The sequence below is a fragment of the Streptomyces sp. NPDC040545 genome (assembly GCF_055595065.1).
On sequence record NZ_JBVIWA010000015.1, the window covers coordinates 129,989 to 154,980 of the forward strand.

At 71.8% G+C, this 24,992-nt stretch carries 27 protein-coding genes and 1 pseudogene; 9 read left to right on the plus strand and 19 right to left on the minus strand.

From position 1 onward, the window contains the following. Positions 1–31: 31 nt before the first annotated feature. The gene (locus ACZ573_RS26405) at positions 32–514 is read right to left on the minus strand and encodes a CarD family transcriptional regulator (protein WP_003953493.1); all 483 of its coding nucleotides are present in this window, start codon (positions 512–514) and stop codon (positions 32–34) included. A gap of 612 nt (positions 515–1,126) precedes the next feature. Between ACZ573_RS26405 and ACZ573_RS26410 the strand changes: the two genes are divergently transcribed. Beyond that, positions 1,127–1,807 carry a DUF461 domain-containing protein gene (locus ACZ573_RS26410; protein WP_471308288.1) on the plus strand — a complete coding sequence of 227 codons (681 nt, stop codon included), beginning with the start codon at positions 1,127–1,129 and terminating at the stop codon, positions 1,805–1,807. 268 nt (positions 1,808–2,075) lie between these two features. Here ACZ573_RS26410 and phoP read toward each other — a convergent pair whose 3' ends face one another. Both phoP and phoR read right to left on the minus strand, forming a co-directional pair. Continuing rightward, positions 2,076–2,747 (minus strand): two-component system response regulator PhoP, encoded by a 672-nt coding sequence (gene phoP, locus ACZ573_RS26415; RefSeq protein WP_465270536.1) that lies wholly within the window; start codon positions 2,745–2,747, stop codon positions 2,076–2,078. Between the two features lie 92 nt (positions 2,748–2,839). Next, a pseudogene (gene phoR / locus ACZ573_RS26420) lies at positions 2,840–3,997 on the minus strand (two-component system sensor histidine kinase PhoR); the annotation flags it as partial. A gap of 217 nt (positions 3,998–4,214) precedes the next feature. Here phoR and phoU point away from each other — a divergent pair. Both phoU and ACZ573_RS26430 read left to right on the plus strand, forming a co-directional pair. Next, positions 4,215–4,892 carry a phosphate signaling complex protein PhoU gene (gene phoU, locus ACZ573_RS26425; protein WP_030009600.1) on the plus strand — a complete coding sequence of 226 codons (678 nt, stop codon included), beginning with the start codon at positions 4,215–4,217 and terminating at the stop codon, positions 4,890–4,892. Positions 4,893–5,074: 182 nt separating this feature from the next. After that, complete coding sequence (locus ACZ573_RS26430; RefSeq protein WP_167344738.1) at positions 5,075–5,224, plus strand: hypothetical protein; 150 nt, start codon at positions 5,075–5,077, stop codon at positions 5,222–5,224. A 115-nt stretch (positions 5,225–5,339) separates the two neighbouring features. Here ACZ573_RS26430 and ACZ573_RS26435 read toward each other — a convergent pair whose 3' ends face one another. Next, a complete protein-coding gene (locus tag ACZ573_RS26435) occupies positions 5,340–5,897 on the minus strand; it encodes a TetR family transcriptional regulator (protein WP_471308293.1) in 558 nt (185 codons plus the stop codon). A gap of 97 nt (positions 5,898–5,994) precedes the next feature. Between ACZ573_RS26435 and ACZ573_RS26440 the strand changes: the two genes are divergently transcribed. Continuing rightward, a complete protein-coding gene (locus tag ACZ573_RS26440) occupies positions 5,995–6,585 on the plus strand; it encodes a DUF2867 domain-containing protein (RefSeq protein WP_471308298.1) in 591 nt (196 codons plus the stop codon). 78 nt (positions 6,586–6,663) lie between these two features. Here the strand turns inward: ACZ573_RS26440 and ACZ573_RS26445 are convergent, their stop codons facing one another. Then, the gene (locus ACZ573_RS26445; protein ID WP_030728436.1) at positions 6,664–7,425 is read right to left on the minus strand and encodes a phosphoglyceromutase; all 762 of its coding nucleotides are present in this window, start codon (positions 7,423–7,425) and stop codon (positions 6,664–6,666) included. A 153-nt stretch (positions 7,426–7,578) separates the two neighbouring features. On the opposite strand from ACZ573_RS26445, the gene ACZ573_RS26450 reads away from it, so the two are divergent. Beyond that, positions 7,579–8,874 (plus strand): MDR family MFS transporter, encoded by a 1,296-nt coding sequence (locus ACZ573_RS26450; protein WP_471308301.1) that lies wholly within the window; start codon positions 7,579–7,581, stop codon positions 8,872–8,874. A gap of 61 nt (positions 8,875–8,935) precedes the next feature. Here ACZ573_RS26450 and ACZ573_RS26455 read toward each other — a convergent pair whose 3' ends face one another. Further along, positions 8,936–9,421: a type III secretion system chaperone family protein gene (locus ACZ573_RS26455; RefSeq protein WP_030012782.1), complete on the minus strand. Its 486-nt coding sequence runs from the start codon at positions 9,419–9,421 to the stop codon at positions 8,936–8,938. After that, on the minus strand, positions 9,414–10,784 hold the full coding sequence (gene mshA, locus ACZ573_RS26460) for a D-inositol-3-phosphate glycosyltransferase (protein ID WP_471308309.1): 1,371 nt from the start codon (positions 10,782–10,784) through the stop codon (positions 9,414–9,416). Before mshA ends, ACZ573_RS26455 begins: the two co-directional genes overlap by 8 nt. A 230-nt stretch (positions 10,785–11,014) precedes the next feature. On the opposite strand from mshA, the gene ACZ573_RS26465 reads away from it, so the two are divergent. The 3 genes from ACZ573_RS26465 (at position 11,015) to ACZ573_RS26475 (ending at position 14,825) form a co-directional block, all read left to right on the plus strand. Next, on the plus strand, positions 11,015–11,836 hold the full coding sequence (locus tag ACZ573_RS26465; RefSeq protein WP_471308312.1) for a class I SAM-dependent methyltransferase: 822 nt from the start codon (positions 11,015–11,017) through the stop codon (positions 11,834–11,836). Between the two features lie 263 nt (positions 11,837–12,099). Further along, entirely contained in the window at positions 12,100–13,131 is a 1,032-nt protein-coding gene (locus ACZ573_RS26470; RefSeq protein ID WP_471308315.1) for a C40 family peptidase, read from the plus strand. Positions 13,132–13,412: 281 nt separating this feature from the next. Further along, complete coding sequence (locus ACZ573_RS26475) at positions 13,413–14,825, plus strand: PP2C family protein-serine/threonine phosphatase (RefSeq protein WP_471308319.1); 1,413 nt, start codon at positions 13,413–13,415, stop codon at positions 14,823–14,825. Between the two features lie 74 nt (positions 14,826–14,899). Here ACZ573_RS26475 and ACZ573_RS26480 read toward each other — a convergent pair whose 3' ends face one another. The 6 genes from ACZ573_RS26480 to ACZ573_RS26505 form a co-directional block, all read right to left on the minus strand. Continuing rightward, positions 14,900–15,238 (minus strand): DUF2516 family protein, encoded by a 339-nt coding sequence (locus ACZ573_RS26480; RefSeq protein WP_189734889.1) that lies wholly within the window; start codon positions 15,236–15,238, stop codon positions 14,900–14,902. 141 nt (positions 15,239–15,379) lie between these two features. Continuing rightward, positions 15,380–15,916 carry a hypothetical protein gene (locus tag ACZ573_RS26485; RefSeq protein ID WP_471308323.1) on the minus strand — a complete coding sequence of 179 codons (537 nt, stop codon included), beginning with the start codon at positions 15,914–15,916 and terminating at the stop codon, positions 15,380–15,382. A gap of 23 nt (positions 15,917–15,939) precedes the next feature. Then, positions 15,940–16,323: a helix-turn-helix domain-containing protein gene (locus tag ACZ573_RS26490; protein WP_453420361.1), complete on the minus strand. Its 384-nt coding sequence runs from the start codon at positions 16,321–16,323 to the stop codon at positions 15,940–15,942. A 163-nt stretch (positions 16,324–16,486) separates the two neighbouring features. Continuing rightward, positions 16,487–17,275: a putative protein N(5)-glutamine methyltransferase gene (locus tag ACZ573_RS26495; RefSeq protein WP_471308326.1), complete on the minus strand. Its 789-nt coding sequence runs from the start codon at positions 17,273–17,275 to the stop codon at positions 16,487–16,489. A 37-nt stretch (positions 17,276–17,312) separates the two neighbouring features. Continuing rightward, complete coding sequence (locus ACZ573_RS26500; RefSeq protein WP_471308332.1) at positions 17,313–18,557, minus strand: GNAT family N-acetyltransferase; 1,245 nt, start codon at positions 18,555–18,557, stop codon at positions 17,313–17,315. 85 nt (positions 18,558–18,642) lie between these two features. Beyond that, entirely contained in the window at positions 18,643–19,218 is a 576-nt protein-coding gene (locus tag ACZ573_RS26505; protein ID WP_471308335.1) for an RsiG family protein, read from the minus strand. A 135-nt stretch (positions 19,219–19,353) separates the two neighbouring features. On the opposite strand from ACZ573_RS26505, the gene dtd reads away from it, so the two are divergent. Next, positions 19,354–19,779, plus strand: coding sequence for a D-aminoacyl-tRNA deacylase (gene dtd, locus ACZ573_RS26510; protein ID WP_030011201.1), 426 nt, complete (start codon positions 19,354–19,356; stop codon positions 19,777–19,779). Between the two features lie 45 nt (positions 19,780–19,824). On the opposite strand, the gene ygfZ is transcribed toward dtd, so the two are convergent. The 6 genes from ygfZ to ACZ573_RS26540 all read right to left on the minus strand — a co-directional run bounded on the left by ygfZ (position 19,825) and on the right by ACZ573_RS26540 (position 24,928). Then, the gene (gene ygfZ / locus ACZ573_RS26515) at positions 19,825–20,799 is read right to left on the minus strand and encodes a CAF17-like 4Fe-4S cluster assembly/insertion protein YgfZ (RefSeq protein ID WP_471308341.1); all 975 of its coding nucleotides are present in this window, start codon (positions 20,797–20,799) and stop codon (positions 19,825–19,827) included. Positions 20,800–20,820: 21 nt separating this feature from the next. Next, positions 20,821–21,276: a Fur family transcriptional regulator gene (locus ACZ573_RS26520; RefSeq protein WP_471308345.1), complete on the minus strand. Its 456-nt coding sequence runs from the start codon at positions 21,274–21,276 to the stop codon at positions 20,821–20,823. 93 nt (positions 21,277–21,369) lie between these two features. Next, complete coding sequence (locus tag ACZ573_RS26525; RefSeq protein ID WP_030659031.1) at positions 21,370–21,942, minus strand: heme-binding beta-barrel domain-containing protein; 573 nt, start codon at positions 21,940–21,942, stop codon at positions 21,370–21,372. A 282-nt stretch (positions 21,943–22,224) separates the two neighbouring features. Beyond that, complete coding sequence (locus ACZ573_RS26530) at positions 22,225–23,280, minus strand: hypothetical protein (protein ID WP_471308349.1); 1,056 nt, start codon at positions 23,278–23,280, stop codon at positions 22,225–22,227. Next, on the minus strand, positions 23,277–24,140 hold the full coding sequence (locus ACZ573_RS26535) for a hypothetical protein (RefSeq protein ID WP_471308352.1): 864 nt from the start codon (positions 24,138–24,140) through the stop codon (positions 23,277–23,279). Before ACZ573_RS26535 ends, ACZ573_RS26530 begins: the two co-directional genes overlap by 4 nt. Beyond that, complete coding sequence (locus ACZ573_RS26540; protein ID WP_471308355.1) at positions 24,137–24,928, minus strand: hypothetical protein; 792 nt, start codon at positions 24,926–24,928, stop codon at positions 24,137–24,139. The genes ACZ573_RS26535 and ACZ573_RS26540 overlap by 4 nt, the downstream gene beginning before the upstream one ends. Between the last annotated feature and the right edge of the window lie 64 nt (positions 24,929–24,992).

A 24,992-nucleotide genomic window follows, 5' to 3' on the forward strand; every position in this document is an offset into this window, starting at 1 on the left:
CTGCGCACCAGATGGTGCACGGGGACTCGCGTCAGGACGCGAGCACCTCGTCGAGGAGGGCCTCGGCCTTGTCCTCGTTCGTGTTCTCAGCGAGCGCGAGCTCGCTCACCAGGATCTGGCGTGCCTTCGCGAGCATGCGCTTCTCACCCGCGGAAAGTCCGCGCTCACGCTCACGACGCCACAGGTCACGCACCACTTCGGCGACCTTGATGACATCGCCAGAAGCGAGCTTCTCCAGATTTGCCTTGTAGCGCCGGGACCAGTTCGTCGGCTCTTCTGCATACGGTGCACGAAGCACCTCGAAGACCCGGTCCAGCCCGTCCTGGCCGACTACGTCGCGAACGCCGACGAACTCCGCATTGTCCGCAGGCACACGAACCGTCAGGTCGCCCTGGGCGACCTTGAGCACCAAGTAGGTCTTGTCCACGCCTTTGATCTGACGAGTCTCAATGGCCTCGATCAGCGCGGCCCCGTGATGGGGATAGACCACGGTGTCGCCAACCTTGAACGTCATGTGACAGGTACCCCTTCCGTGGCTATCCAGGGTAACACGAGAACTGACTGTTATGAATGGCGTTTTCGCAGGTCAGGGCACATCTCGGGGCTTGACAACAGCGACACGAACGTGCTGCGGAGAGCTTCCGGAAGGGGGTATTCGCAGGTCGGGGGCGCTGCGCGGACCAGGCGAAAGGGCCACGCTACACCTGCCCGGCACCCCCATCAGTGTGACGTACATCCCGTTTTGCCGGGTTCGGAGTCGAGAAACCGAACTACTCCGTCCGACTGGCGGCCGTCCCCACCGGGCGGGTTCCGGCCCAATCCTGAATTGATCACGAAGTGCGTTCGAGGGAATCCGGAAATTGATCAACAGGGGTGCGCGCACGATATGCGAACGCCACAAGATCGGCCCGGTGAACGGCTCGGTGAACGGCACGGTGAACGGCACGGCGGAATGCAAGATCGCGGGACGGCCCCAGGGCGGCGGCTGCGCTGCGGAGGGTCGGGTGCGGGGGCGGGGCGGCGGCTCGGTAACCTAAGCGCGCTGACACACCCTTAGAGCGGCTTTACCTCGGCCGTTCCGAGCGTCCACCCGCCCCTTCCGTTCGTCCAAGGAGTTGCCGCCGCCGTGAGCCGCAGCCTTCGACGCGGCGCCCTCGCCGCCACTGCCGTCGTGTTCTCGATCGCCTCGCTGGCCGCATGCGGTGCGGGCCAGGAAGCGCAGACCCTCCAGATCAAGCCGGACAACGCCGCCGCCGCCAAGGGCGAGATCGAGGTCCAGAACGCGCTGGTGATCACCCAGGGCCAGAAGGGCGAGAAGGGCCCCGCGGTCGTCTCCGCGACGGTCTTCAACAACGGCACCAAGGCGGAGACCCTTGACGGCATCACCCTCCCGGGTGGCAAGGGCAAGGTCGCGCTGAAGCCGGCCGAAGGCTCCGGCAAGGTCACCGTTCCGGCCCTCGGCTACGTCGTGATCGGCGGCAAGGGCAACGCCTCCGCCGTGATCGAGGACGGCGCCGCGACCGTCCGGGACGGCGAGGTCCAGAAGGTCCTCTTCCAGCTGAGCAGCACGGGCGGCATCGAGCTGGAGGCCCTCGTGGTCCCGGCCACCGGTGCGTACGCGCCGTTCGGCCCGACCGCGGCCCCGGCCGCGCCCGCCACCCCGTCCGGCTCCCCCTCGGGCACGCCGTCGGGCTCCCCGTCGGCCGGAGCCACGGGCGCCGCCGCAGGCGCCACTCCGTCCGGGTCCGCCTCGGGCAGCGCCGCCGGTACGCCGTCGGGTTCCCCCTCGCACAGCGCCGGCCACTGACGCCGACCCCGCGTACGCATACGGGAAGGGCCCCCATCCGCATCAGCGGGTGGGGGCCCTTCCCGTAGGCCTTCAGAGCCGGGGCGGCTTACGGCTCGAACTTGTAGCCGAGGCCGCGCACCGTGACCAGGTAGCGCGGCGCGCCCGGGTCCGGCTCGAACCCCATTCCGCGTGCGCCCCTCGCACGGCGAGGCCCCGGGGGGCCTCACCGGCTTCGCGACGCTGTGCCGGCCTCCGGCCGGCGCCGGACCGCGCGAACGCCGTCGGCTTACGGCTCGAACTTGTAGCCGAGGCCGCGCACCGTGACCAGGTAGCGCGGCGCGCCCGGGTCCGGCTCGATCTTCGCGCGCAGGCGCTTGACGTGGACGTCCAGCGTCTTGGTGTCACCGACGTAGTCGGCGCCCCAGACCCGGTCGATGAGCTGCATACGGGTCAGCACACGGCCCGCGTTGCGCAGCAGCATCTCCAGCAGGTCGAACTCCTTCAGCGGGAGGTCCACCTTGCCGCCGGAGACGGTGACCACGTGGCGGTCGACGTCCATCCGTACGGGGCCGGCCTCCAGGGCCGCAGGGGTGACCTCCTCCGGTTCGCCGCGGCGGCGCAGGACCGCGCGGATGCGGGCGACCAGCTCGCGGGAGGAGAAGGGCTTGGTGACGTAGTCATCTGCTCCTATCTCCAGCCCGACGACCTTGTCGATCTCGCTGTCCTTGGCGGTCACCATGATCACGGGGACGTTGGAGCGGCCGCGCAGCTGCCGGCAGACCTCCGTGCCGGGCAGGCCGGGAAGCATCAGGTCGAGGAGGACAAGGTCGGCGCCGTTGCGCTCGAACTCGTCCAGCCCGTCGGGCCCGGTCGCGGCGATGGCGACCTCGAAGCCCTCCTTGCGGAGCATGTAGGACAGGGCGTCGCTGAAGGATTCCTCATCCTCGACGACGAGCACTCGGGTCACGGAAGGACCTCCGGGGCAGGAATGGCTGGAGCGGTTCTGGGTCAGGCAGGGGTCGGGTGGGTGGCGTGGGCCGCCGCCGGGGCCGGGGCGGCCGCTTCAGGGAGTCGCAGGGTGAACGTGGAACCCTGGCCCTCCGAGCTCCATACCGACACCTCCCCGCCGTGCGAGGCCGCCACGTGCTTCACGATCGCAAGGCCCAGGCCGGTTCCTCCCGTGGCGCGGGAGCGGGCCGGGTCCACGCGGTAGAAGCGCTCGAAGATGCGCTCGCGGTCCTTTTCCGGGATGCCGATGCCCTGGTCGGTCACGGCGATCTCGATCAAGTCTCCCCCAGGAGCCGTCACCCTGCGTCCGGCGATGCCGACGCGGGTGCGGGCGGGGCTGTAGTTGACGGCGTTCTCGACCAGATTTCCGAGGGCGGCCGCGAGCTGTCCGCGGTTGCCCCACACGCGCAGGTCGGCGGTGCCGCCCGCGGCCATGGTGATCTGTTTCGAGGACGCCGTGTGGCGGCAGCGGTCGATGGCCTCGGCGACCAGCGTGTCCACGCGTACGGGCTCGGCGTCCTCCAGCGGGTCGTCGTTCTGCACCCGGGAGAGGTCGATGAGCTCCTGCACGAGGTTGATCAGCCGGGTGGACTCGATCTGCATGCGGCCCGCGAAGCGGCTGACCGCCTCGGGGTCGTCCGCGGCGTCCATGACGGCCTCGGACAGCAGGGAGATCGCTCCGACCGGGGTCTTCAGCTCGTGGGACACGTTGGCCACGAAGTCGCGGCGTACGGCCTCGATGCGGCGGGCCTCGGTGAGGTCCTCGACCAGGAGGAGCACCAGCCGGGAGCCGAGCGGGGCGACGCGCGCCGAGACCGCGAGGGCCTCTCCCCGGCCGGTACCGCGCCGGGGCAGGTCGAGCTCGACCTGGCGTATCTCCCCGTCGCGGCGGGTGTCGCGGGCCATGTGGAGCATCGGCTCCACAGCGAGCTTGCCGCCGCGGACCAGGCCGAGCGCGTAGGCCGCCGAGCTGGCCTTGACCACCGCGTCGCCCTCGTCCAGCACGACCGCCGAGGAGCGCAGCACGGAGAGGACGGTGTCCACGCCGGGCGGCAGCACCGCGTTGAGGTCGGGGCGCATGGAGCTCCGGGTGGGGCGGGCCTGGTCGCGCTCGCTCCAGCGGAACGCCAGCATCGCGATCACACCGGTGCAAAGACCGGCGATCGCTGCAGCTGCGGCGACCGCCGCGTTCACGTCCATGGATCCAGGTTAAGCAGGCACGACGACACTTCCACAGCCGTTCGGGTGGCACCTCGAACAGTCGTCGCCCAGAGTTCACCCTGGCGACGGGGTTGATTCACTTGTGGTGCCGGAGTCGGACGCGTTTGCGGCTCACCGTGTCAACGTGGGGCCGCTGGCCGCCCCGGCCCGCCCACGGGCAGTACCGCAGTAGTAGGTCGAGAGAGGGACACGAGACATGCGCGACGCGTACCACGAGGAACTGGACTCGATCGGAGAAGGCCTGGTCGAGATGGCCCGGCTCGTCGGCTCCGCGATCGGGCGGGCCACGACGTCCATGCTCGACGCCGACCTGAAGCTCGCCGAGAGCGTCATCGCCGCCGACCAGAAGGTCGACGACCTCCAGCACGACCTGGAGGCCCGCGCCATCGCCCTGCTGGCCCGCCAGCAGCCGGTCGCCACCGACCTGCGCATCGTCGTGACCTCCCTGCGGATGAGCGCCGACCTGGAGCGCAGCGGTGACCTCGCCCAGCACGTGGCCAAGCTCGCCCGGCTGCGCTTCCCGGACCGTGCCGTGCCGCGGGACCTGCACGCCACCATCCTGGAGATGGGGCAGCTGGCGCAGCGCCTGATGGCGAAGGCCGCCGAGGTGATCATCACGAAGGACGTCGACCTCGCCCTCCAGCTGGAGCAGGACGACGACGAGATGGACCAGCTGCACCGCACGCTGTTCCAGCACCTGATGGACGACCGCTGGAAGCACGGCATCGAGACGGCCGTGGACGTGACCCTGCTGGGCCGCTACTACGAGCGCTTCGCGGACCACGCGGTGTCGGTGGCCAAGCGCGTGGTCTACCTGGTCACGGGTGAGCACGCGGACGACCTCCAGCAGCCGACCCAGGTCGAGGGCGTCTGACACCGGCCTGGGAAAGCGGCCTCGGAAGCGGGGGATCCGGAAGAAGGGCATCCGGACCGCGGGTCACGACGAGCCCCAATGCGCCGTTGACGCGCCGGTACCGCTGGGCATGAATGAGGGCGAGGGCGGTCGTCGTACGAAGTCCCGTATGCCGCGGGGCACCGCCCCTGCGAGGAGGAACCATGCCCGATTCCCCCGTCCCCATCACCCCGGAGCAGGAGCAGCCGCCGAGGCCGGAGCCGCTGCGGCTACCGCTGCTCGCGGCCTGCGGATGCGGCTCCGGCTGCGGCTGCGGCTGCCAGTCCGGTGCCCCCTGCCAGTGCGGCGGCTGACCGCCTCCCGCCGGCTGCGCGCGCACGACGGGCCCCGTCCGAGTTCCCTCGGCCGGGGCCTTTCGCATGCGTGCGCGCGGGCGGGACGCGGGCCACAGCTCCCCGTGTGCGGCGCCTACCTCAGGAGCCAGTCCCGGGTCAGCTCCATGACCTCCGCGTGCGTGCGGGCACCGTGGTCGACGTGGATGAAGTGCTCGCCGATCCGCAGCGAGTAGGCCAGCAGGCAGCGGACCTCGACGTCGTCCTCGTCGGTGCAGATGTCGCGGAACAGCGAACGCAGGTACTCCATGCGCCGGTTGTCGGTACGCCGCAGCCGCCGCGCGACGTCCTCGTCTCGCCGGGCCCAGTCGCGGATCGCGAGGTCGGCCGTGGTGCCCCTGACCGGCCCGTCGGCCGACGAGGCGATCGCGAACAGCCGCTCCAGCCTCGCCCGGGCGTCTCCGCCGCCGCTCTCGACCTGCTCGATCACGGCCTCGGCCACCTCGTGCTCCCAGGTGTCGAGCATCTCGGTGAGCAGCGCGCCCCGGCTGCCGAAGTACCCGTAGAAGCCGCCCTTGCTGACACCGAGCGCCTGCGCCAGCGCCTCGACGCGGACGGCCTCGGGGCCGCCGGCGGCGAGCGCCCGCAGTCCTTCCTCGATCCACTTTCCGCGCGGTGTGCGGGTCGCGCCCATGCTGTGCTCCTCCTCACACGGCACCCGTCTATACGGTGCCGTATAGACGAGTGCTAGCCTCGATCTATACGGCATCGTATAGATAAGGGGCCGACCGATGAGACTCTCCAGGACCGCGCACACCTCCCGCCCCTGGCGGGTCCACGAGATCGCCGGCGACTTCCGGGTCGAGGACGTATGGGCACTGCCGACCCCGGGCGGCCCCGACGACCTCGCGCGCCTGGTGCGCCAGTTCGCGAGCGGCACGGGGGATCCCGTCCCCTCCCCCGTGGCACGCGCACTCTTCGCGGCCCGCTGGAAGCTCGGCGAGCTGTTCGGCTGGGACAAGCCCGACGGCGGCATCGGCACGCGGGTCCCGACCCTGCGCGACCGCCTGCCGGCCGACCTCCGCGAGGGCGAACGGGGCCCCGACCCCCGGTCGGTCCCGTTCACCTCGGTCTTCCAGACCCACGACGAGTGGGTGGCGGAGAGCGCCAACCGGACCATGCACGGGCTGCTGCACATCGGCTGGGTCCCGGACGGCGCGGGCGGCTACCGCGGCCAGATGACCGTCCTGGTGAAGCCGAACGGCCGCCTCGGCGCCCTCTACATGCTGGGCATCAAGCCCTTCCGCTACCTCGGGGTCTACCCGGCCCTGCTGCGCTCGATCGGCCGCGAATGGCAGGAGAACACCCCCACCGCCCCCTGAGGCGTGTTCACTGCGCGGAGCATGAAAAATGCCTCCCGCCCGCGCCGTACGCGCAGGCGGGAGGCATGATCACGAAGGTTACTTCTTCTTGCCCTGGTTCTTGACGGCCTCGATGGCGGCCGCTGCCGCGTCCGGGTCGAGGTAGGTGCCGCCCGGGTTCAGGGGCTTGAAGTCGGCGTCCAGTTCGTAGACGAGCGGGATGCCGGTGGGGATGTTCAGGCCCGTGATGTCGGCGTCGGAGATGCCGTCCAGGTGCTTGACCAGACCGCGCAGCGAGTTGCCGTGCGCGGCGACCAGGACCGTGCGGCCGGCCAGCAGGTCCGGGACGATGCCGTCGTACCAGTACGGCAGCATGCGCTCGACGACGTCCTTGAGGCACTCCGTGCGCGGACGCAGCTCGTTCGGGATCGACGCGTAGCGCGGGTCCGCGGACTGCGAGAACTCCGTACCGTCTTCCAGGACCGGCGGCGGGGTGTCGTACGAGCGGCGCCACAGCATGAACTGCTCCTCGCCGAACTCCGCGAGGGTCTGCGCCTTGTCCTTGCCCTGGAGCGCACCGTAGTGGCGCTCGTTCAGGCGCCAGGAGCGGTGCACCGGGATCCAGTGGCGGTCCGCGGCCTCCAGCGCGAGCTGCGCCGTGCGGATGGCGCGCTTCTGGAGGGACGTGTGCAGCACGTCGGGCAGCAGGCCGGCGTCCTTGAGCAGCTCACCGCCCCGGACCGCCTCCTTCTCGCCCTTCTCGGTGAGGTTGACGTCCACCCAGCCGGTGAACAGGTTCTTCGCGTTCCAGTCGCTCTCGCCGTGGCGGAGGAGGATCAGCTTGTACGGTGCGTCGGCCATGCGTACGAGCCTAGTGGACGCCCGGGCGCGCTCGCGCGCGGTGCGGGGTCCCGCCGGATTGACGGTGCGCGTCAATCGGGTGGCGCCCGGAGGCCCCCCGCTCGTAATGTGCACGCCGTACGAGTGATACTTACACCGCCGGGGGGATCCGTTATGTCCGCTGCCCGTTTCGGACAGGCCGCCCGGGAGAGCGTCTCCGGGCTGCCCCGGGCCTTCTGGTGGCTCTGGACGAGCACCCTGGTGAACCGCCTCGGCGCCTTCGTCGCCACCTTCATGACCCTCTACCTGACCCTGGACCGGGGGTACTCGGCCTCCTTCGCCGGGCTCGTCGTCGCCCTCCACGGGCTCGGCGGTGTCGTCTCCTCGCTCGTCGCGGGGGTGATGACCGACCGGCTCGGCCGGCGCCCGACCCTGCTGGCGGCCCAGACCTCGACCGCGTTCTCGGTGGCGCTGCTCGGCTTCATGGAGCACCCGGCGGCGATCGCGGCCGTGGCCCTGCTGGTCGGCGTGACCTCGAACGCCTCCCGGCCGGCGGTCGCGGCGATGATGGCGGACATCGTCCGCCCCGAGGACCGCGTACGGGCCTTCGCGCTCAACTACTGGGCCATCAACCTCGGCTTCGCCGTCAGCGCGACGGCGGCGGGCGTGATCGCGGAGTACAGCTACCTGGCCGGCTTCCTGGGCGAGGCCGCCCTGACGCTGGTCTGCGCGGTGCTGGTCTTCGCCAAGCTGCCCGAGTCCCGGCCGGAACGGCCCGGGGGCGCGTCGGCCGCCGCCGGCGAGGAGCCCGCGATCGGGCTCGGCACGGTGCTGCGGGACGGCCGGTTCATGGGCGTGGTCGGGCTGTCGTTCCTGATCTCGCTGATCTTCACGCAGGGCTCGGTGGGCCTGCCGGTCGCGATGGGCGCCGCCGGGTTCTCCCCCGGGGACTACGGGCTGGTCGTCGCCGTGAACGGGGTGCTGATCGTGCTGCTGCAGATCCCGGTCACGGCGTTCATCGAGCGGCGCGACCCGCAGAAGCTGCTGGTGATCTCGGCGCTGCTGGCCGGGTACGGGTTCGCGCTGACGGCCTTCGCCGGACCGGTGTGGGCGTACGCGTTGACGGTGTGCGTGTGGACTCTGGCGGAGATCGTGAACTCGCCGACCCAGATGAGCCTGGTCGTACGGCTGTCGCCGGTGCACGGGCGCGGCCGCTACCAGGGGGTCTACAACCTGTCCTGGGCGGTGGCCTCGCTGGTGGCGCCGCTGATGGCGGGCCTGATGATCGACCGGTACGGGGCCGACTGGCTGTGGGCGGCCACGGGCGTGCTCGGCACGGTGGCGGCGGCCGGCTACTGGCTGCTGATGCGGGGTCTCTCCGAGGGCGACGCGGGTACGGGCGGTACGGCCGTGGCCGGTGGTGCCGGCGCGTCCATGCCGAAGCCGGTCCCGGCCGACGCCGAGGTGTAACGCGGCCTGCGCCGCTGCCGGAGCTCCGCCCCGGACCCCGCGGGTCCGGGGCGGCGCCCCCTTACGACGGCTGCGTCAGGTGCTTGAACGCGTCGAGGTTGAAGGTCGGCTCGCCGCGCGAGACCCGCCACTCGTACTCGCGCCGGATCGCGCTCGCGAAACCCAGCTCCAGCAGCGTGTTGAAGGAACCGTCCGCCGCCTCCAGGACCGTGCCGAGCAGCCGGTCCAGCTCCTCCGGGTCGACGACCGACAGCGGGAGGCGGGCCGTGAGGTAGATGTCGCCGAGGCGGTCCACCGCGTACGCCATGCCGTACAGCTTGAGGTTGCGCTCCAGCAGCCAGCGGTGGACGCCCGCCTCGTTCTCGTCGGGGTGGCGGATCACGAAGGCGTTGACCGACAGCGAGTGCCGGCCGACCTTGAGCGAGCAGGTGGTGCTCAGCTTGCGGGTGCCGGGGAGCTGGACGACGTAGGACCCCGGCTCGGGGCTCTCCCAGCTCAGTTCCGCGCCGGTGAGCGCGCTCTCGATGATCTCGGCGGTGTCAGCCATGGTGGGAGCGTACGCGACGGCGATGATCATGCATGGCCGCGGTGTAGACGTCGGCCGTGCCGCTCGCCGCGGTGTCCCAGCCGAAGAACTGCGCGTGCCGCGCCGCCTGGCCGCCCATCCGGTCCGCGAGCGCCGGCTCGTCCACGAACCGCCGCAGCTCCCGCGCGTAGTCCACCGGGTCGTGCCCGGGTACGAGGATCCCCGTGACCCCGTCGTTGACGGCGACGGGCAGCCCGCCGACCTCGGCGGCGAGCACCGGCGTGCCTGCGGCCTGCGCCTCTATCGCGACGAGCCCGAAGGACTCGCTGTAGGAGGGCATGACCAGCACGGACGCCGCCCGGAACCAGTCCGCCAGGCCGTCCTGCGCGACCGGCGGGTGGAAGTGCACGAGGTCGGCGATGCCCAGCTTCGCGGCGAGCTTCTGCAGGCCTTCCGGCTTGGCGAGGCCGCTGCCGCTGGGCCCGCCGACGACGGGTACGAAGAGGCGGCGGCGCAGCGAGGGGTCCTGGTCGACCATGACGGCGACGGCGCGCAGCAGGATGTCGGGGGCCTTCAGCGGCTGGATCCGCCCGGCGAAGAGGGGGATGACGGCGTCCCGCGGGAGGCCGAGCCGGGCGCGGGCCGCGGCCCGGCCGTCCCCGACGGTGAACCGGTCGAGGTTCACTCCGGGGTGGACGACGGCCACCTTGGCCGGGTCGGCCTCGTAGTGCCGGACGAGCTCGTCGGCCTCCTCGGCGGTGTTCGCGATGAGCCGGTCGGCGGCGGCCACGATCTGGGTCTCGCCTATGACGCGGGCGGCGGGCTCGGGCGTGTCCCCCTCGGCCAGCGCCGCGTTCTTGACCTTCGCCATGGTGTGCATGGCGTGCACGAGCGGGACGCCCCAGCGTTCGGCGGCGAGCCAGCCCACGTGGCCGGAAAGCCAGTAGTGGGAGTGGACGAGGTCGTAGTAGCCGGGGCGGTGCCCGGCCCAGGCCTGCATGACGCCGTGGGTGAAGGCGCACAGCTGGGCGGGGAGCTCCTCCTTGGCGAGGCCTTCGTAGGGGCCCGCGTCCACGTGCCGTACGAGGACGCCGGGGGCCAGGTCGACCACGGGCGGCAGCCCGCCGGTGGTGGCCCGGGTGAAGATCTCGACCTCGATGTTGATCGCGGCGAGCCGCTTGGCCAGCTCGACGATGTAGACGTTCATGCCGCCGGCGTCGCCGGTGCCGGGCTGGTGCAGCGGTGAGGTGTGCACGCTGAGCATGGCCACGCGGCGCGGCTTGCGGTGGTGGCCGACGGCCGGAAGGCGCAGGCGGGGCGGCTCGTGGCGGGTGGCACGGGCGGCGGCGAGGCGGCCACTGAGGCGGGACACGTACTGGCTCAAAGGACCAGTCCTCTCGGCTCGGACGGCGCCCGCACGACGCTCGGACGGCATGACGGACCGCATGCCGGACGGCATGACGGCGAGGGCGCGGAGGACGCCCTGCAAGGAGTGCAACCCGGATGGCCGTCCCGCGCATTCCGGGGTGTCCGGTTTTCCTGGAGGTTTCCTCGTATTCAGTGCTGCGTCGGGGGGTTTTCATGGTGCGCGGGCCCTCCGCTTACCCTCGGCTCATGGCCTCCCGCAGTACCCCGCCCCCCAGCCGCGCGCCCGGCCGCCCTGTGGGCTCGGTGACGCGCGGGACGACCAATCCGAACCGGTTGCGCCGGATGGACCGCTGGATCGCCGCCACCCACGGGGCCGCGCTGCGGCGCGCGGACGCGCCGGTCGCGGTGGACCTGGGCTACGGAGCCGCGCCCTGGACGGCGGTCGAGCTGCTGGCGCGGCTGCGGGAGGTGGCGCCGCGGGTGCGGGTGGTCGGCATCGAGATCGAACCGGCGCGGGTGGCGGGGGCGAAGCCGTACGAGCGGGAGGGGCTGAGCTTCCGGCACGGCGGTTTCGAGGTGCCGCTGGACGGCGGGGCCCGCCCGGCGCTGATCCGCGCGGCGAATGTATTGCGCCAATACGACGAGGAGCAGGTCGCCGAGGTCTGGGCGCGGCTGTGCGGGCGGCTGGCCCCGGACGGGCTGCTGGTGGAGGGGACCTGCGACGAGATCGGGCGGCGGCACGTGTGGGTGGCGCTGGGCCCGGAGGGGGCGCGCACGGTGACGTTCGCGACCCGGCTGGGCTCTCTGGAACGCCCCTCGGACCTGGCGGAACGGCTGCCGAAGGCGCTGATCCACCGGAACGTGCCGGGCGAGCCGGTGCACGCGTTCCTGCGCGACTTCGACCGGGCGTGGGCGGCGGCGGCTCCGTACGCCTCGTACGGGGCGCGGCAGCGCTGGATCCGGACGGCGCGGGCGCTGGCCGGCGACTGGCCGCTGGTGGACGGGCCGCGGCGGTGGCGGCAGGGGGAACTGACGCTGCCCTGGGCGGCGTTGCGCCCGATGGGGTGAACGCGGCGTGCGGAGGAACCGGGGGCGGGGGTGGTCCGTTGCACCGGGCGGGGGGTGGAAATGGCGTCCGTTGGGGCGGACAAGATCGGATCGCCATCCACAAGGGTGTCGGAATTCATCGACTCGTGGCACCATCCCGGTGGCAGTGCGAAGTTACTGATGAATAGTCAGATCTGATACGGGGTCTGGCTCGGGTGCCTGGGGGGACCATGGGAGCCGCAAGGCAACGGCGAGGCGCAAGCTCTCTCGTGCTGCTGTGCACGATGGCGATACTGACGGTGCCGGGCCTCGCGACGGGCGTGGCGTACGCGGCTCCGTCGGCGCCGGCGGCTCCGGCCGCGCCCCTCCCCGAACCGGGCGGGAAGTCCCTGGAACAGGTCCGCAAGGAGATCGAGGAGCTGTACCGGCAGGCGGGCACCGCCACGGACGCCTACAACCTCGCCGAGGCCGAGACCAAGGCCCAGTCGGACAAGATCGTCGAGATCGCCAAACTCGTCGTCGCCGGCAAGGAGAGGATCACCGCCCTGAAGAACCGGGCGGGTGCCGCCGCCCGTGCCCAGTACCGCTCGGGCGGGATGCCGCCGGGCGCGCAGCTGGCACTGAGCGACGACCCGAACCACTACCTCGACGGGGCGGGCCGGCTGCGCCAGGGCGAGAAGGCCGCCTCGGGCATGCTCTCCGAACTGGACCGGACGCAGGCCGACTTGCAGCGCTATGCCCAGGAGGCGAGCGAGCGCTGGGTCACCCTGGAGGCCAACCGGATCAAGTCGGAGGAGTCCAAGAAGCAGATCGAGGAGAAGATCAAGGCCGCCGAGGAGCTGGAGAGCAAGCTGGAGGCCGAGGAGAAGGCCCGGCTGATCCAGCTGGAGCAGGAAGCCCAGTACAAGGCGCAGACGGCGTGGCTGTCGACGGGCGCGATGAAGGACGTCAACGGCGCGGCCACGGATGCGGGCAAGCGGGCCGTGCAGTTCGCCACCGCCCAGATGGGCAAGCCGTACAAATGGGGCGCCGTGGGCCCGTCCTCCTTCGACTGCTCCGGGCTGACCTCCCAGGCCTGGCTGGCGGCGGGCCGGGGCATCCCGCGCACCTCGCAGGAGCAGCTGCGGCTGCTGCCGAAGGTCGCGCTGAAGGACATGCGCCCGGGCGACCTGATCATCTACTTCGACGACGCCAGCCACGTCGGCATGTACGTCGGCGACGGCGCGATGGTCCACGCCCCGCGCCCCGGCCGGAACATCACGATGGCGGGCGCGGGCTCGATGCCGATCAAGGCAGTGGTCCGCCCCGACGCGTAGCCCCTGCCGGGCCCCTCGGCGGTACGGGAGCGCCGGCCAGGGTGCGCCCGTCCGGCGGATCGGGTGACGCAGGCAACCCGGCGGGGCTCGGACACGTCTCGCTTGACGGGACGGAACACGGCCCCGCCGTGACCTTTGTCATCCAGTGAGGCCGATTTTCCCCCGCGATAACCGCATATGCCGGAGGCCCTCACCAAGAACGGCATTCCGTTTGCCGGGCCGGGACCGCTAGGGTCTGCCGGACGAGCGCACCCTCGGGGGGAGGGAAGGAACCGGAGACGATGCCCGTACCCGTACCGCGGCAGAGGGACACCTCGGCCACGGAGAGCGGTCAGGCCGTTCTGCACACCGCCGCCCCGGCCATAGCCGCCATGGGCGTCGCGCAAGCGACCCCTCAAGCCACCCTTCACGCGACCCCTCACCCGAGCCCGCTGACCCTCCTGGTCATCGAGGACGACCCGGCGGGCGGCCTCACCGTCCCCGAGATCCTCGACGCCGACGGCCACCGCATCCGGATCCGCACCGCCCGCAACCTCACCGAGGCCGAGCGGCTGCTCACGCCCGACGTGCACTGCATCCTCCTCGACCTGTCCCTCCCGGACGCCAGCGCCCGCACGCCGGGAGCCGCGGCCAACGGCTCGGCCGCCGCCCCGGCCAACGGGACCGGCGCCGCCAACGGGACCGCCAACGGAGCCGGCACCGCCACCGCCACCGCCGTGGACCAGCTGGTCGCCCTCCGCCAGGTGCTGCGCATCGCCCCGCGCCACGCCGTCCTCGTCCTCACCGGCGAGGACGACGCCGAGCGCGCCGCCGAGGCCGTCCGGGTCGGCGCCCAGGACTTCCTCTTCCGGGACGAGCTGGACGGCCGGCTGCTGAGCCGCGCCATCCGCTACGCCGTGGAGAGAAAACGGGCGGACATCGCCCAGTACAAGCTCGCAGAATCGAAACTGCGCGCCCAGGAGAACGCCCGGCTGGAACGCGGCCTGCTCCCCACGCCCCTCCTGGAGGGCTCCGACCTCCGCTTCGCCGCCCGCTACCGCCCCGGCCGCAGCCGGGCCCTGCTCGGCGGTGACTTCTACGACACCGTCCGCACCCCCGACGGCACCGTCCACGCCATGATCGGCGACGTCTGCGGCCACGGCCCCGACGAGGCCGCGCTCGGCGTCGAGCTCCGCATCGCCTGGCGCGCCCTGACCCTGGCCGGCCTCTGCGGCGACGACCTGCTGTCCACCCTCCAGGAGGTCCTGGAGGTGGAGCGGCCGTGCGAGGAGATATTCGCGACGCTGTGCACGGTCGACATCGCCCCGGACGGGCGCCGTGCCGGTCTGTGCCTGGCCGGCCATCCGGCCCCGCTGATCTCCCGGCCGGGCCGCCGCGCGCGGCTGCTCCCGTACGAGAACAGCGGCCCGGCCCTCGGGCTGCTGCCCCGGGCCCGCTGGCCGCGCCGCCAGGTGGAGCTCGGCGGCACCTGGAGCCTGATGCTCTACACGGACGGCCTGATCGAGGGCCACATCGGCGAGGGCAAGGAACGTCTGGGCCAGGACGGCATGGTCGACATGATCAACCGCCACCTGGACCGCGGTCTGAGCGGTGAGGGTCTGCTGGAGGCCTCCGTCACCGAGGCCCGCCGGCTCAACGGCGGCGAGCTGACCGACGACGTGGCCGTGGTCCTGCTCTCCCGCGCCGAGGGCTGAGGGCCGAGGACTGAGGGCCGAGGACTGAGGGCCGAGCGGCGCGCCGAAGCCCTCGGCGCTCCGGGTGGGTCCGCCTACCGTCCGCCGTTGTAGGGCCCGTACGGCCCGTCGCTGCTGCTGCCGCCGCGCCGGCCGCCACCGCCCGAGACCTGCTTGAGGGCCGGGCGTACGTCGACGAAGAACACGATGGTCGCGACGAGACCGGCGATCTGCAGGAACAGCATCCCGAGGAAGAAGTCCACGGCCACGGTGACGCCGAGGATGACCAGCCAGAAGGTCTTGCTCTGCTTGTCGGCCGCCCGGTACGCGTCCTCCCGCGCCACCAGGGCGAACACGAAGGCCACGACGGCGAGCACCAGCATGACGAGCCCGAGGAACGGGATCACGCCTCGATCGAACCCTTCCATCAACATCGCTTCGACCGCCTTCTCAGCTTCTGCTTCGCACTTCCGATGCCGCCCGACTCCACGCTACCGGCACGGGCCCCTTCATGAACCACAACGGGCCGGGCACCTGAAGGGTGCCCGGCCCGCCGTCGCCCATGCGGCTGCGTGTCAGCTCGCGTCGTCCGCCGTGACCACGGCCTTCTTGGCCGTGGTCTTGCGCGCGGGGGCCTTCTTCGCGACCGGCTTCTGCTCTGCGTCGGCCTCGGCCGCGGGCTCCGACGCCGGCCCGGCCTCGGGCTCGACGGCCACGGCGATGTCGACGATCTCGGCGGAGACCTCGCCCCGCCAGTTCCGCACGGCCTGCTCGCCGTGCACGGCGACCTTGTCGTACGTCTCCTTGGCGCGCACCGCGTACTCGGCGGCCACGCCGACACCGCGCAGCGCCAGGTCCTGGGCGGTCTCCCCGAGCTTCTTCGGGTCGATCGCGCCGAGCACCTCGGCGAACTTGGCGGTGACCGCCTCCTGCACAGCCTTCGGGTCCGTGTTCTTCACGGCCTCGATGCGCGCGGGAGCCTCGGCGCGCAGCTGCTCGATCAGGTCGGGCACCTTCTTGGCCTGCTGCACGGCCAGGTCGGCGGTGCCGGCGGCGAAGTAGAGGGGGGTGGGGTCGGTGAGGGTCTTCTTCAGGTCATCGGCGATGGCCATGTGCTGGTCCTCCCGGATCAACTTCAGTTCGTCTTCGACGGCATCTCGTCGGCGGGCGCGTCGAGCGCGTTCTCCTTGCGGAACGACTCGTAGACCTGGAGCAGCACCTGCTTCTGCCGCTCGTTGATCGACGGGTCGGCGAGTATGACGGCTCGCGTCTCCACTTCGTCCGGGTCCCGCTCATCCAGGATCCCGGCCTGCACGTACAGCGTCTCCGCGGAGATCCGCAGCGCCTTGGCCAGCTGCTGCAGGATGTCCGCGCTCGGCTTGCGCAGCCCGCGCTCGATCTGGCTCAGGTACGGATTCGACACCCCCGCCTGCTCGGCCAGCTGCCGCAGCGAAAGCTGGGCCTGCCGACGCTGCTCACGGAGGTACTCGCCGAGATTTCCGACGTTGAGCGATGCCATGCTCAGATCCTGCCCGACCTTGCTAACTATTGCAAGCGCCTCGCTTGCAGCAGCTCCCACCGGGTCGCGTCGGCCGAGCCGGTCGCGCTCGCCCAGGACCCGCTCGGCCACGGGGCCGGGAGCCGTACCTCGGACGGGTGGTCGGCCGGGGATCCGGGCCGCGTCAGGCCGTGCCGATGACCACCGTCGCGTACAGCTCCTCCGAGGTCACCGCCCGGACCGCGAGGCCCGCCGAGGTCATGGCCGAAGCCGTCGAAGGGCACTGGCGGGCGCTCGTCTCGATCAGCAGGTGGCCGCCCGGGGCCAGCCAGGGCAGGGCCCCCGCCGCCACCCGGCGGTGGATGTCCAGGCCGTCGGCCCCGCCGTCCAGGGAGACCAGCGGCTCGTGGTCCCGCGCCTCTGACGGCATGAGGACGATCTCCTCCGTCGGCACGTACGGGGCGTTGACCACCAGCACGTCCACCCGGCCGCGCAGCGAGGACGGGAGCGCCTCGTACAGGTCGCCCTCCCACACCCGGCCGCCGTACGGGGCCACGTTGCGCCGCGCGTACACCAGCGCCGCCGGGTCGATGTCCGCCGCGTGCAGCTCGACGCCGCCCGGCAATTGCGCGGCCACCGCCGCGCCCAGGGCGCCGACCCCGCAGCACAGGTCCAGTACCACCGCGCCGGGCCGGGCCAGTGCCACCGCCTCCCGCACCAGGAACTCGGTGCGCCGGCGCGGTACGAAGGCCCCCGCGCCGACCTCCATGCGCAGTCCGCAGAACTCCGCCCAGCCGACGACGTGTTCCAGCGGTTCGCCGCCCACCCGGCGGGCCAGCAGCTCCGCCAGATGGTCCGCGTCGGTGGCGGCTCCGGTCAGGAGCTCCGCCTCCTCCTCCGCGAAGACGCAGCCTGCCGCGCGCAGGGATTCCACAAGTGATGTCACAGAGTTCGTTCCTCGGTCCTCGGCCATCGGCCATCCGCCATCGGTACGCAGTTGTCCAAGGCCGTCAGAAGATGTCGGGGCACCACGGGCGGCGCGCGGTACGGAACACCGTGTCCGCCAGCGCGGCCGCCCCCGCACGTTCCTCCGCGATCCGGCCCAGCGCGGCCAGCCGCACCGCGGACGCGTCCCCCAGGTACAAGGAACCCAGCACGGCCACGTCCAGCCGCAGGTCCGCCGCCTCCTCGGTCCGCTCGCACACGCCGGTGCCCGCGTCCAGCCGGTAGCGGCCGGCCGCCGGCCCCGTCCCGTCCGTGACCTCCAGGACGAGCACCCCGGGCACCTCGTACGTCCGCGCGCCCAGCGCCCGTACGACGTCCAGCAGCCGCACCCACAGGAAGTCCGCGGAGGTGACGATCCGGGCCGCACGCGGGTCGGGCAGCAGCTGCGGGGCGAGGTCGTCGGGGGCCCGGTAGCCGGTGCGGACCTTCAGCACCCAGTCGATCGAGCACAGGAACTGCCACAGTGCGCGCTCCGCCTGCGGGGTGACCGCCAGCAGGTCCCTGACCTGCACGGTGTTCTGCGGGAGCTTCTCGTCCGTCCAGTGGTCGTCGGCGCTGTAGACGGCGAGGCCGGCCACCTCCCCTTCCGCCGTCCGGTACACGGCATGGAACTTGTCCTGGTAGGGGCGGTACGACCACTGCTCCAGGCCGGTCGCCACGCTCCACCAGCGCTCGTCCCGGTCCACGGTCCCGGGCGTGCGCGCCCGCAGCCGCTCGTGCAGCTCGGGCCCCACCCGCCGCAGCTCCTCGACGTCCACGAGCTCGATCCGCCCGCCGTCCACGGGCGCCGACAGCCTCCGGTCGAGCCCGGTGCGCGCCACGTCGATCTCCCACTCCACGAGGGAGGTGGCGGGCCCGAACCCGTACCGCCCGTAGATCGGGTACTCGGCGGCGATCAGCGTCGCCAGCGCGTCGCCGCGCGCCTCGGCCGCGGCGAACTCGGCGGCCATCATCCGGGTCAGCAGGCCCTGGCGGCGGTGGGTGGGCAGCACGGCCACGTTGGAGATCGCGGTGGCGCGGACGGCCGCCCCGCCGGGCACGGTCAGCTCCTGCGGGAAGGAGCGCATGGCCGCCACGCAGCGACCGCTGTCAGGGTCGAACGCCCCCTGCGTCCGGGAGAAGTCGGTGTACTTGGCGCGCAGGGCTATGTCGGACTCGGTCACCCGGGAGGTGGTCAGGAAACCGGTGTGCACAGCGCGCACCCAGTCGGGGAGTTCGGATTCGGCGATCGGCCGGACGTCAGCACTCATAGCCGCCCACGCTAATCTCCCGGCCGTCGGCGGTCGCCCGAATTTCCTCCGACGGTCCTCCACCCCGGTTCTCCACCCCGGTTCTCTACGCCAGCAGGTCGTCCACCTGCGCCTCTCCCTCCCGGTACCGCCGGGTGATCTCCGCGCTGCAGTCGTCCACCGTGCGCTGCAGCTGCTGGCGGCGCCGCGAGACCTGCTGCTCGTAGCGCACCAGCCGCCCCATCCCGTCGTGCAGTTCGCCGTCCGTACGGGCGCCCAGGTCAGAGAGCTCCACGTCGGCCAGCATCTCCGCGGCCAGCAGCCGGTACTCCTCACTGTGCGGGGTCCCGAGCGTGACGTGCCGGGCGGACGCGCTGCGGCTGGAGGGGGCGTCGGCCAGGATCACCGAGAGCCGGTCCACCACCGGCGTCTCGGGGTCCGTCCGCCGGGCCAGCTCCGCCCGCAGGATGTCGATGCGGCCCTGGAGCAGTCTGCGTACATAGCTCAGATCCGCCTCGTCGCGCTGCGCGTCACGGCGCAGCGTGCGCAGTTCCGGCAGCCCGAGTGCGGTGGTCGGGCTCGGCGGCCCCTGAGTCTCTGCCGTGCGCTGCGCGGGCGGTCGTACCGCGGCAGCTGCGACGGAAGCGGGTGATGCAGGTACGGAGGTACCAGAAGTATTCATGCGTCGGGTCCGTCCCCTCGACCGGTGCGGCGCACCCGCACCGCCTTCGTGCATCGTGCCACTCCCCGTGGCCCTGACGCAGTCCCACTCCACCCGATCGGCCCCGGACGGGTGCAAGCCTGGTACACAGGTGGTATGCGAGCAGTGGTGCAGAGGGTGGACGGCGCGAGCGTCGTCGTGGGCGGCGAGACCGTGGGCGAGATCGTCGGCGAGGGGTTGTGCGTGCTGGTGGGGGTGACCCACGACGACACCCCGGAGAAGGCGGAGCTGCTGGCCCGCAAACTGTGGTCCGTACGGATCCTGGAGGGCGAGAAGTCCTGCAGCGACAACGGCGCACCGCTGCTGGTGATCTCCCAGTTCACGCTCTACGGCGACGCCCGCAAGGGCCGCCGCCCCACCTGGAACGCGGCGGCGCCCGGTCCGGTGGCCGAGCCGCTGGTCGACGAGGTCGTGGCGCAGCTGCGCGCGCTGGGTGCGACGGTGGAGACGGGCCGGTTCGGCGCGGACATGCGGGTCTCGCTGACCAATCACGGCCCGTTCACCATCGTCATCGACATCTGAGACATCTGGGGCGTCCGGGACGTCCGGGACGTCCGACCGCAGGGGTCAGGGCGCTACGACGACCTCCTGCGCGGCGGCCGTCTTCCCGGCCAGCAGCGGCGCGTCGACCGGCACGTTGCGCTTGACCAGCGCGAGCGCGATCGGGCCCAGCTCGTGGTGGCGGACGGCCGTGGTCACGAAGCCCAGCTGACGGCCCTCCTCCCCGTCCGAGGCGAGCCGCACCGGGGTGCCGTGCGCCGGGAGCAGCACCTCCGAGCCGTCCAGGTGCAGGAAGACCAGGCGGCGCGGGGGCTTCCCCAGGTTGTGGACGCGGGCGACCGTCTCCTGGCCGCGGTAGCAGCCCTTCTGCAGGTGCACGGCGGTGCCGATCCAGCCCAGCTCGTGCGGGATGGTGCGGTGGTCGGTCTCCTGGCCGAGCCGCGGCCGGTGCGCCTCGACCCGCAGGGCCTCGTACGCGAGCAGGCCCGCGGCCGGGCCGTGCGCGGCGGCGAAGGGCTCCAGCTCGGCGCGGGGCAGGAAGACGTCCCGCCCGTAGGCGGTCTCCCGGACGATGTGCTCCTTGTCCTGGGTGACCTCGGCGATGGAGCCGGCCGGCAGGTGCACGACCGCGAACTCCTCGGTGCGGTCGGCGACTTCGACGCGGTAGAAGAACTTCATGGACTCCAGGTAGGCGATCAGCTCGCCCTGGGTGCCCGGCTCCACGTGCGCCCACGTGGTCTCGCCGTCGTCGACGAGGTAGAGCGCGTGCTCGATGTGCCCGTTGGCGGAGAGGATCAGCGCCTCGGTGGCCTGCCCGGCCGGCAGCTCGGTGAGGTGCTGGGTGAGCAGCAGGTGCAGCCAGCTCAGGCGTTCCGGCCCGCTGACGGTGACGACTCCGCGGTGCGAGAGGTCGACGAAGCCGCGCCCCTCCGCGAGGGCGCGCTGTTCGCCGTACAGCTCGCCGTAGTGGGCGGCGACGCCCTCGTCACGGCCTTCGGCCGGTACGGCGCCGGGGAGATGGAGCAAGGGGCTGCTGGTCATGGGACCAAGCGTACGACCCTGCTACGCCTGAGCGGCACGCTGCTTGGCAGCGCATGTGCGGCACAGACCGAAGATCGCGAAGTGCTTCATGTCGGTCTCGAAGCCGAAGGTGGTACGGAGCTTCGCCGTGAACTCGGCGGCGATGTCCACGTCCGCCTCGATGACCTCGGCGCAGTCGCGGCAGACCAGGTGGATGTGGTGGTGCCGGTCGGCGAGGTGGTAGGTGGGAGCACCGTGCCCGAGGTGGGCGTGCGAGACCAGCTTCAGCTCTTCCAGGAGCTCCAGGGTGCGGTAGACGGTGGAGATGTTGACCCCGGAGGCGGTCTTGCGCACCTCGGCGAGGATCTCGTCCGGGGTGGCGTGCTCCAGCGCGTCGACCGCCTCCAGCACGAGCTGGCGCTGCGGTGTCAGCCGGTATCCGCGCTGCCGCAGGTCGCTCTTCCAGTCAGAGCTTTCGGTGTCCACGCTGCTCCCCACCCGGCCAGTGTATGCGCGCGAAGGGGACCGCGGGCGGTCCCGCGGTCCCCTTTCGCACAGCCTTGCGTACGGCCTCGGGCACAGCCTGTGGACTCAGCGGAAGAAGGCGATGCCGTCGTCCGGCATGTCCGGGAGGTTGCGCGCCATCTCGGCGACCTCCTCGGGCGTGACGACCTTCTTCAGCTGGGCCGACATGTACGGACGCAGCTCGACGTCCGGGGTGGCCTTCTCGCCGACCCACATGAGGTCGCTCTTCACATAGCCGTAGAGCCGCTTGCCGCCGCTGTACGGGCCGGAGGCCGCGGTACGGGCGACCGCGTCGGTGACCAGGTCGATCTGGGGCTTCTGGTCAGCCAGCTCGCCGTACCAGACCTCGACGACGCCCTGGTCACGGACCATGACGATCTCGACCTTGCGGTCCTTGTCGATGCGCCAGTAGCCCGACTCGGACTCCAGCGGGCGCACCTTGTTTCCCTCGGCGTCGAGGACCCAGGTGTGGGAGGTGTACTCCAGGAAGTCCCGGCCGTCGTGGCTGAAGACGACCTCCTGGCCGAAGTTGCACTTCTCCTCACCGGGGAAGTCGAAGACTCCCGCACCCTCCCAGTTGCCGAGGAGGAAGGCGAGGGGGACGAGGCCCGGGTTCAGGTCGGACGGGATCTGGATCATGAATGGCTGCTCAGGCGATCTGTGGGAGGGGTTCCGGGGCGGTCTGCTGGGCGGATGCTCAGCGCTGACCCTGGTACAGCTTCTTGACGGCCAGGCCGGTGAAGGCCATGACGCCGACGCAGACCAGGACCAGCAGGGAGGTGAAGACTGCCTCAAGCACGGGGTGCTCCTCGGAATTCGTTCGGGGGGTACGGGCCGGTTCCCAAGCCTACTGGCCCGGGGCCGGGCGCACGGTGTGAGGTGGCCCGTACCCCGGCAGCCGGCCCGGCTCCGGCCCGGCGGTCAGCTCAGCAGCTGGCTCTGCAGGATCACCGACTGGTGGAAGGGGACGGGGGCCACCTCGCCCTTGCGGGTCTGGATGACCATGCCCAGGACATCACCCGACTGGAGGCACCCGACCTTGGTCTGCTCGTCCCCGAGGACGGGCTTCATCTCCTGGTACACGCTGACCTCGCTCTCGCCGGCCATGCCCGAACCCGGGAAACGCAAGGGGACGATGGCGCTCTGCGTGCCCTTGACCCCGGTCCAGACCTCGTCCAGCTCCAGGGCCGAGACGCCGTTCAGCCGTGCGTTGGTGTCACAGCCCTTGAAGGCGTCCACGAAACCCGACGCGTGGAAGCGCAACAGGTAGACATGCGTACGGGTGCCGTCCGGCATCGTCCAGCCCCGGCCGGTGATCTGGCGCAGCCCGTCCCATTCGAGGGACTGCTTCAGCTTCTCGCGCACGTCGGGCGCGTACTCCTCCAGGAAGGCGTCGGCCGACACCGCCCCGTCCTTGTCCGCCTTGACCGCGTCGTCGGCCTTCGCGCCCTCGGGAGCGGGCAGGAGCAGGCCGGTGAGCTGCGCGTAGTGCGTCTCTTCCTTGTTGTCCGGGCCCTGGGCCAGGGGGGCGCCCGCGGGCAGCGCCGGTTGCGACAGCGCCGGGAACGTCCAGCGGCCGTCGTCCGCCGTGGAGAGGCCCGGGATGCCGGTGCGCTCGGGCCGGGTGATCCCGTACGCGACCCCCGCGCCGACGACGGCGAAGACGGCGACGGCGGCGGTCCAGCGCAGTGCGGCGAACAGGCGTCGCCGGTCCTTGGGCGCGATCGGCGCGGCTTCCGGGGCGGCTTCCGGCGCGGCCTGCGGGGCAGCCTCCGGGGCGGGGGCGTCCGGGGCCGCGGCGGCCGCCGCCTCGGGGCTCTCCGGCGTCTGCGGGGCCGGCCCGGCGGTGGGCCCGGGCACGGGCTCGGCCTCGGGCACGGGCTCCGCCTCGGGCACGGGCTCGGCCTCGGGCACGGGCTCGGCCTCGGGCCCGTGCTCACGGCCGGGCTCGGTACCGGTGGTGGTCTGCTCGCTCACACGGACTCCCCGGGGGACTTGAGGTGGTTCAGCTGCTCCTTGAACAGGCCCGCGGCATCGTTCGCCGAGAACCCCGGGGACCACCCGTAGGTCCGGTAGGTCACCAGCACGTCTCCCTCGACGGCCACACAGTCGAGGGCGGCGATCTCCTGCTTCTTGCCGTCGACGACGGAGTCCAGCGCGCACTTGGCCCCGGGGAAACCGTCCACCTTGGGCGCCTGGCCGTCGGCCGCGGTGAGGTCGAGGATCTTCTTGGCGACCTCGGCGAACTTCCCCAGTTCCTTGGGGTCCGCCTGCATCAGCTGGATCTCGGAGACCATCGCTCCGCTGCCGTTGCCCCGGGCGTAGCTGCGCCCGGCCAGGCCCTTGAGCTTCAGATCCGCCAGCGCCCTGTCGCGCGCCTCGCGCTCACCGGTGGACAGTCCCGAGTGGTCGTCCTTGAAGGCCTGCACCGCCCGCTCGCCCGAGACGAAGTAGTCGTTGCCCTCGGCGTCGATGTCGGGGCCGGGCCAGTAGCCCGTGGCCAGCGGCAGCAGCTTGGCCTTGAGCTCGGCCGCCGGCGCGGACGGGATCGGGGCGGGCGAGCCGGTGGGCGCGCCCTCCGCCATCCAGTACCGCGTCGGCGCGGTCCGCTCGGCATCGTCGAGCACGGCGGAGGACCACAGGCCCCCGCCCACGAGGACGACGACGCCCACGGCCGCCGCCACCAGCCTGACCGTCCCGGTCTTCACCCTGCGCGTGGGGCCGGTGGCGTCCTGGGCGGCCTCGGCGGCCTCCCCGACGACGTCCGGCACGGCATCCCCGACGACGTCCGGCACTGCGTCCCCCACGGCTCCGGTCTCGTTCTCCCGCTCGCTCACAGCCGCTCCATCTGCCGCTTGGCCAGATCGGCCACGAGCTTCTCGTCGATCTCGCCGCGGTTGTTCACGTAGGTGATGTGCATGACGATGTCGCCGCGGCGGACCACCGCGGTGCCCCGCCGGACCGGGAGGAAACCGGGCTTCTCACTCGCCTCGGAATTGATCCACAGGTGGCCGTAGTCCGCGGGAACACCCGGGACCTCAACTCCCGCGTTGCCCGCGTGCTTCGTGGTCGGCATGTAGCCCTGCACCCCCGACTGGAACCCCTCGGCCCCGTCCCGGTTCTGGAACTGGAGCAGCCGGATCTCGACGAAGTTCGTGAGGTCCTCGGACCACCGCACGCTGGCGGTCCTGCGGACGCCGTACCGGACGAGGGAGCCGATCCCCCCGGGAGGGTTCGCGTAGAAGTCCGCGGCGAACTCGTCCGGGGACTGCGCGCCCGAGAAGGCGACGGTCGCGCCCGCGGGGGCCTCCAGCAGCTTCGCCACGAGGTCCTCGTCCGCCTTGTGCCAGCGGTTGGCGTTGATCGAGCGCAGGCTCGTCGCGTCGTTCCCCGCCAGCGGCTCCGGGGCGGCGATGTCCTGCTGGGCCAGCGGCGGCAGCGGGGTGGGCTCGCGGTGGTACTGGACCGCGTAGCCGGTGATCGTCCCGGCGAGGACGCCGAGTACGGCCGCGCCCGCGATCAGGAAGGTGGTGCGACCTGTCCGGCGGGGCGGGGTCGAAGTGTCCGGATCCGGTGCGCTCTCCTCCCCTTTCCGCTGCTCAGGAATGGTCTGTTCGTGTTCCAAAGGAGTCCCCCACAAAACCGGCGGCGCGGGCTGGATACCCGCGCGTACCCCATGACCCGCACCG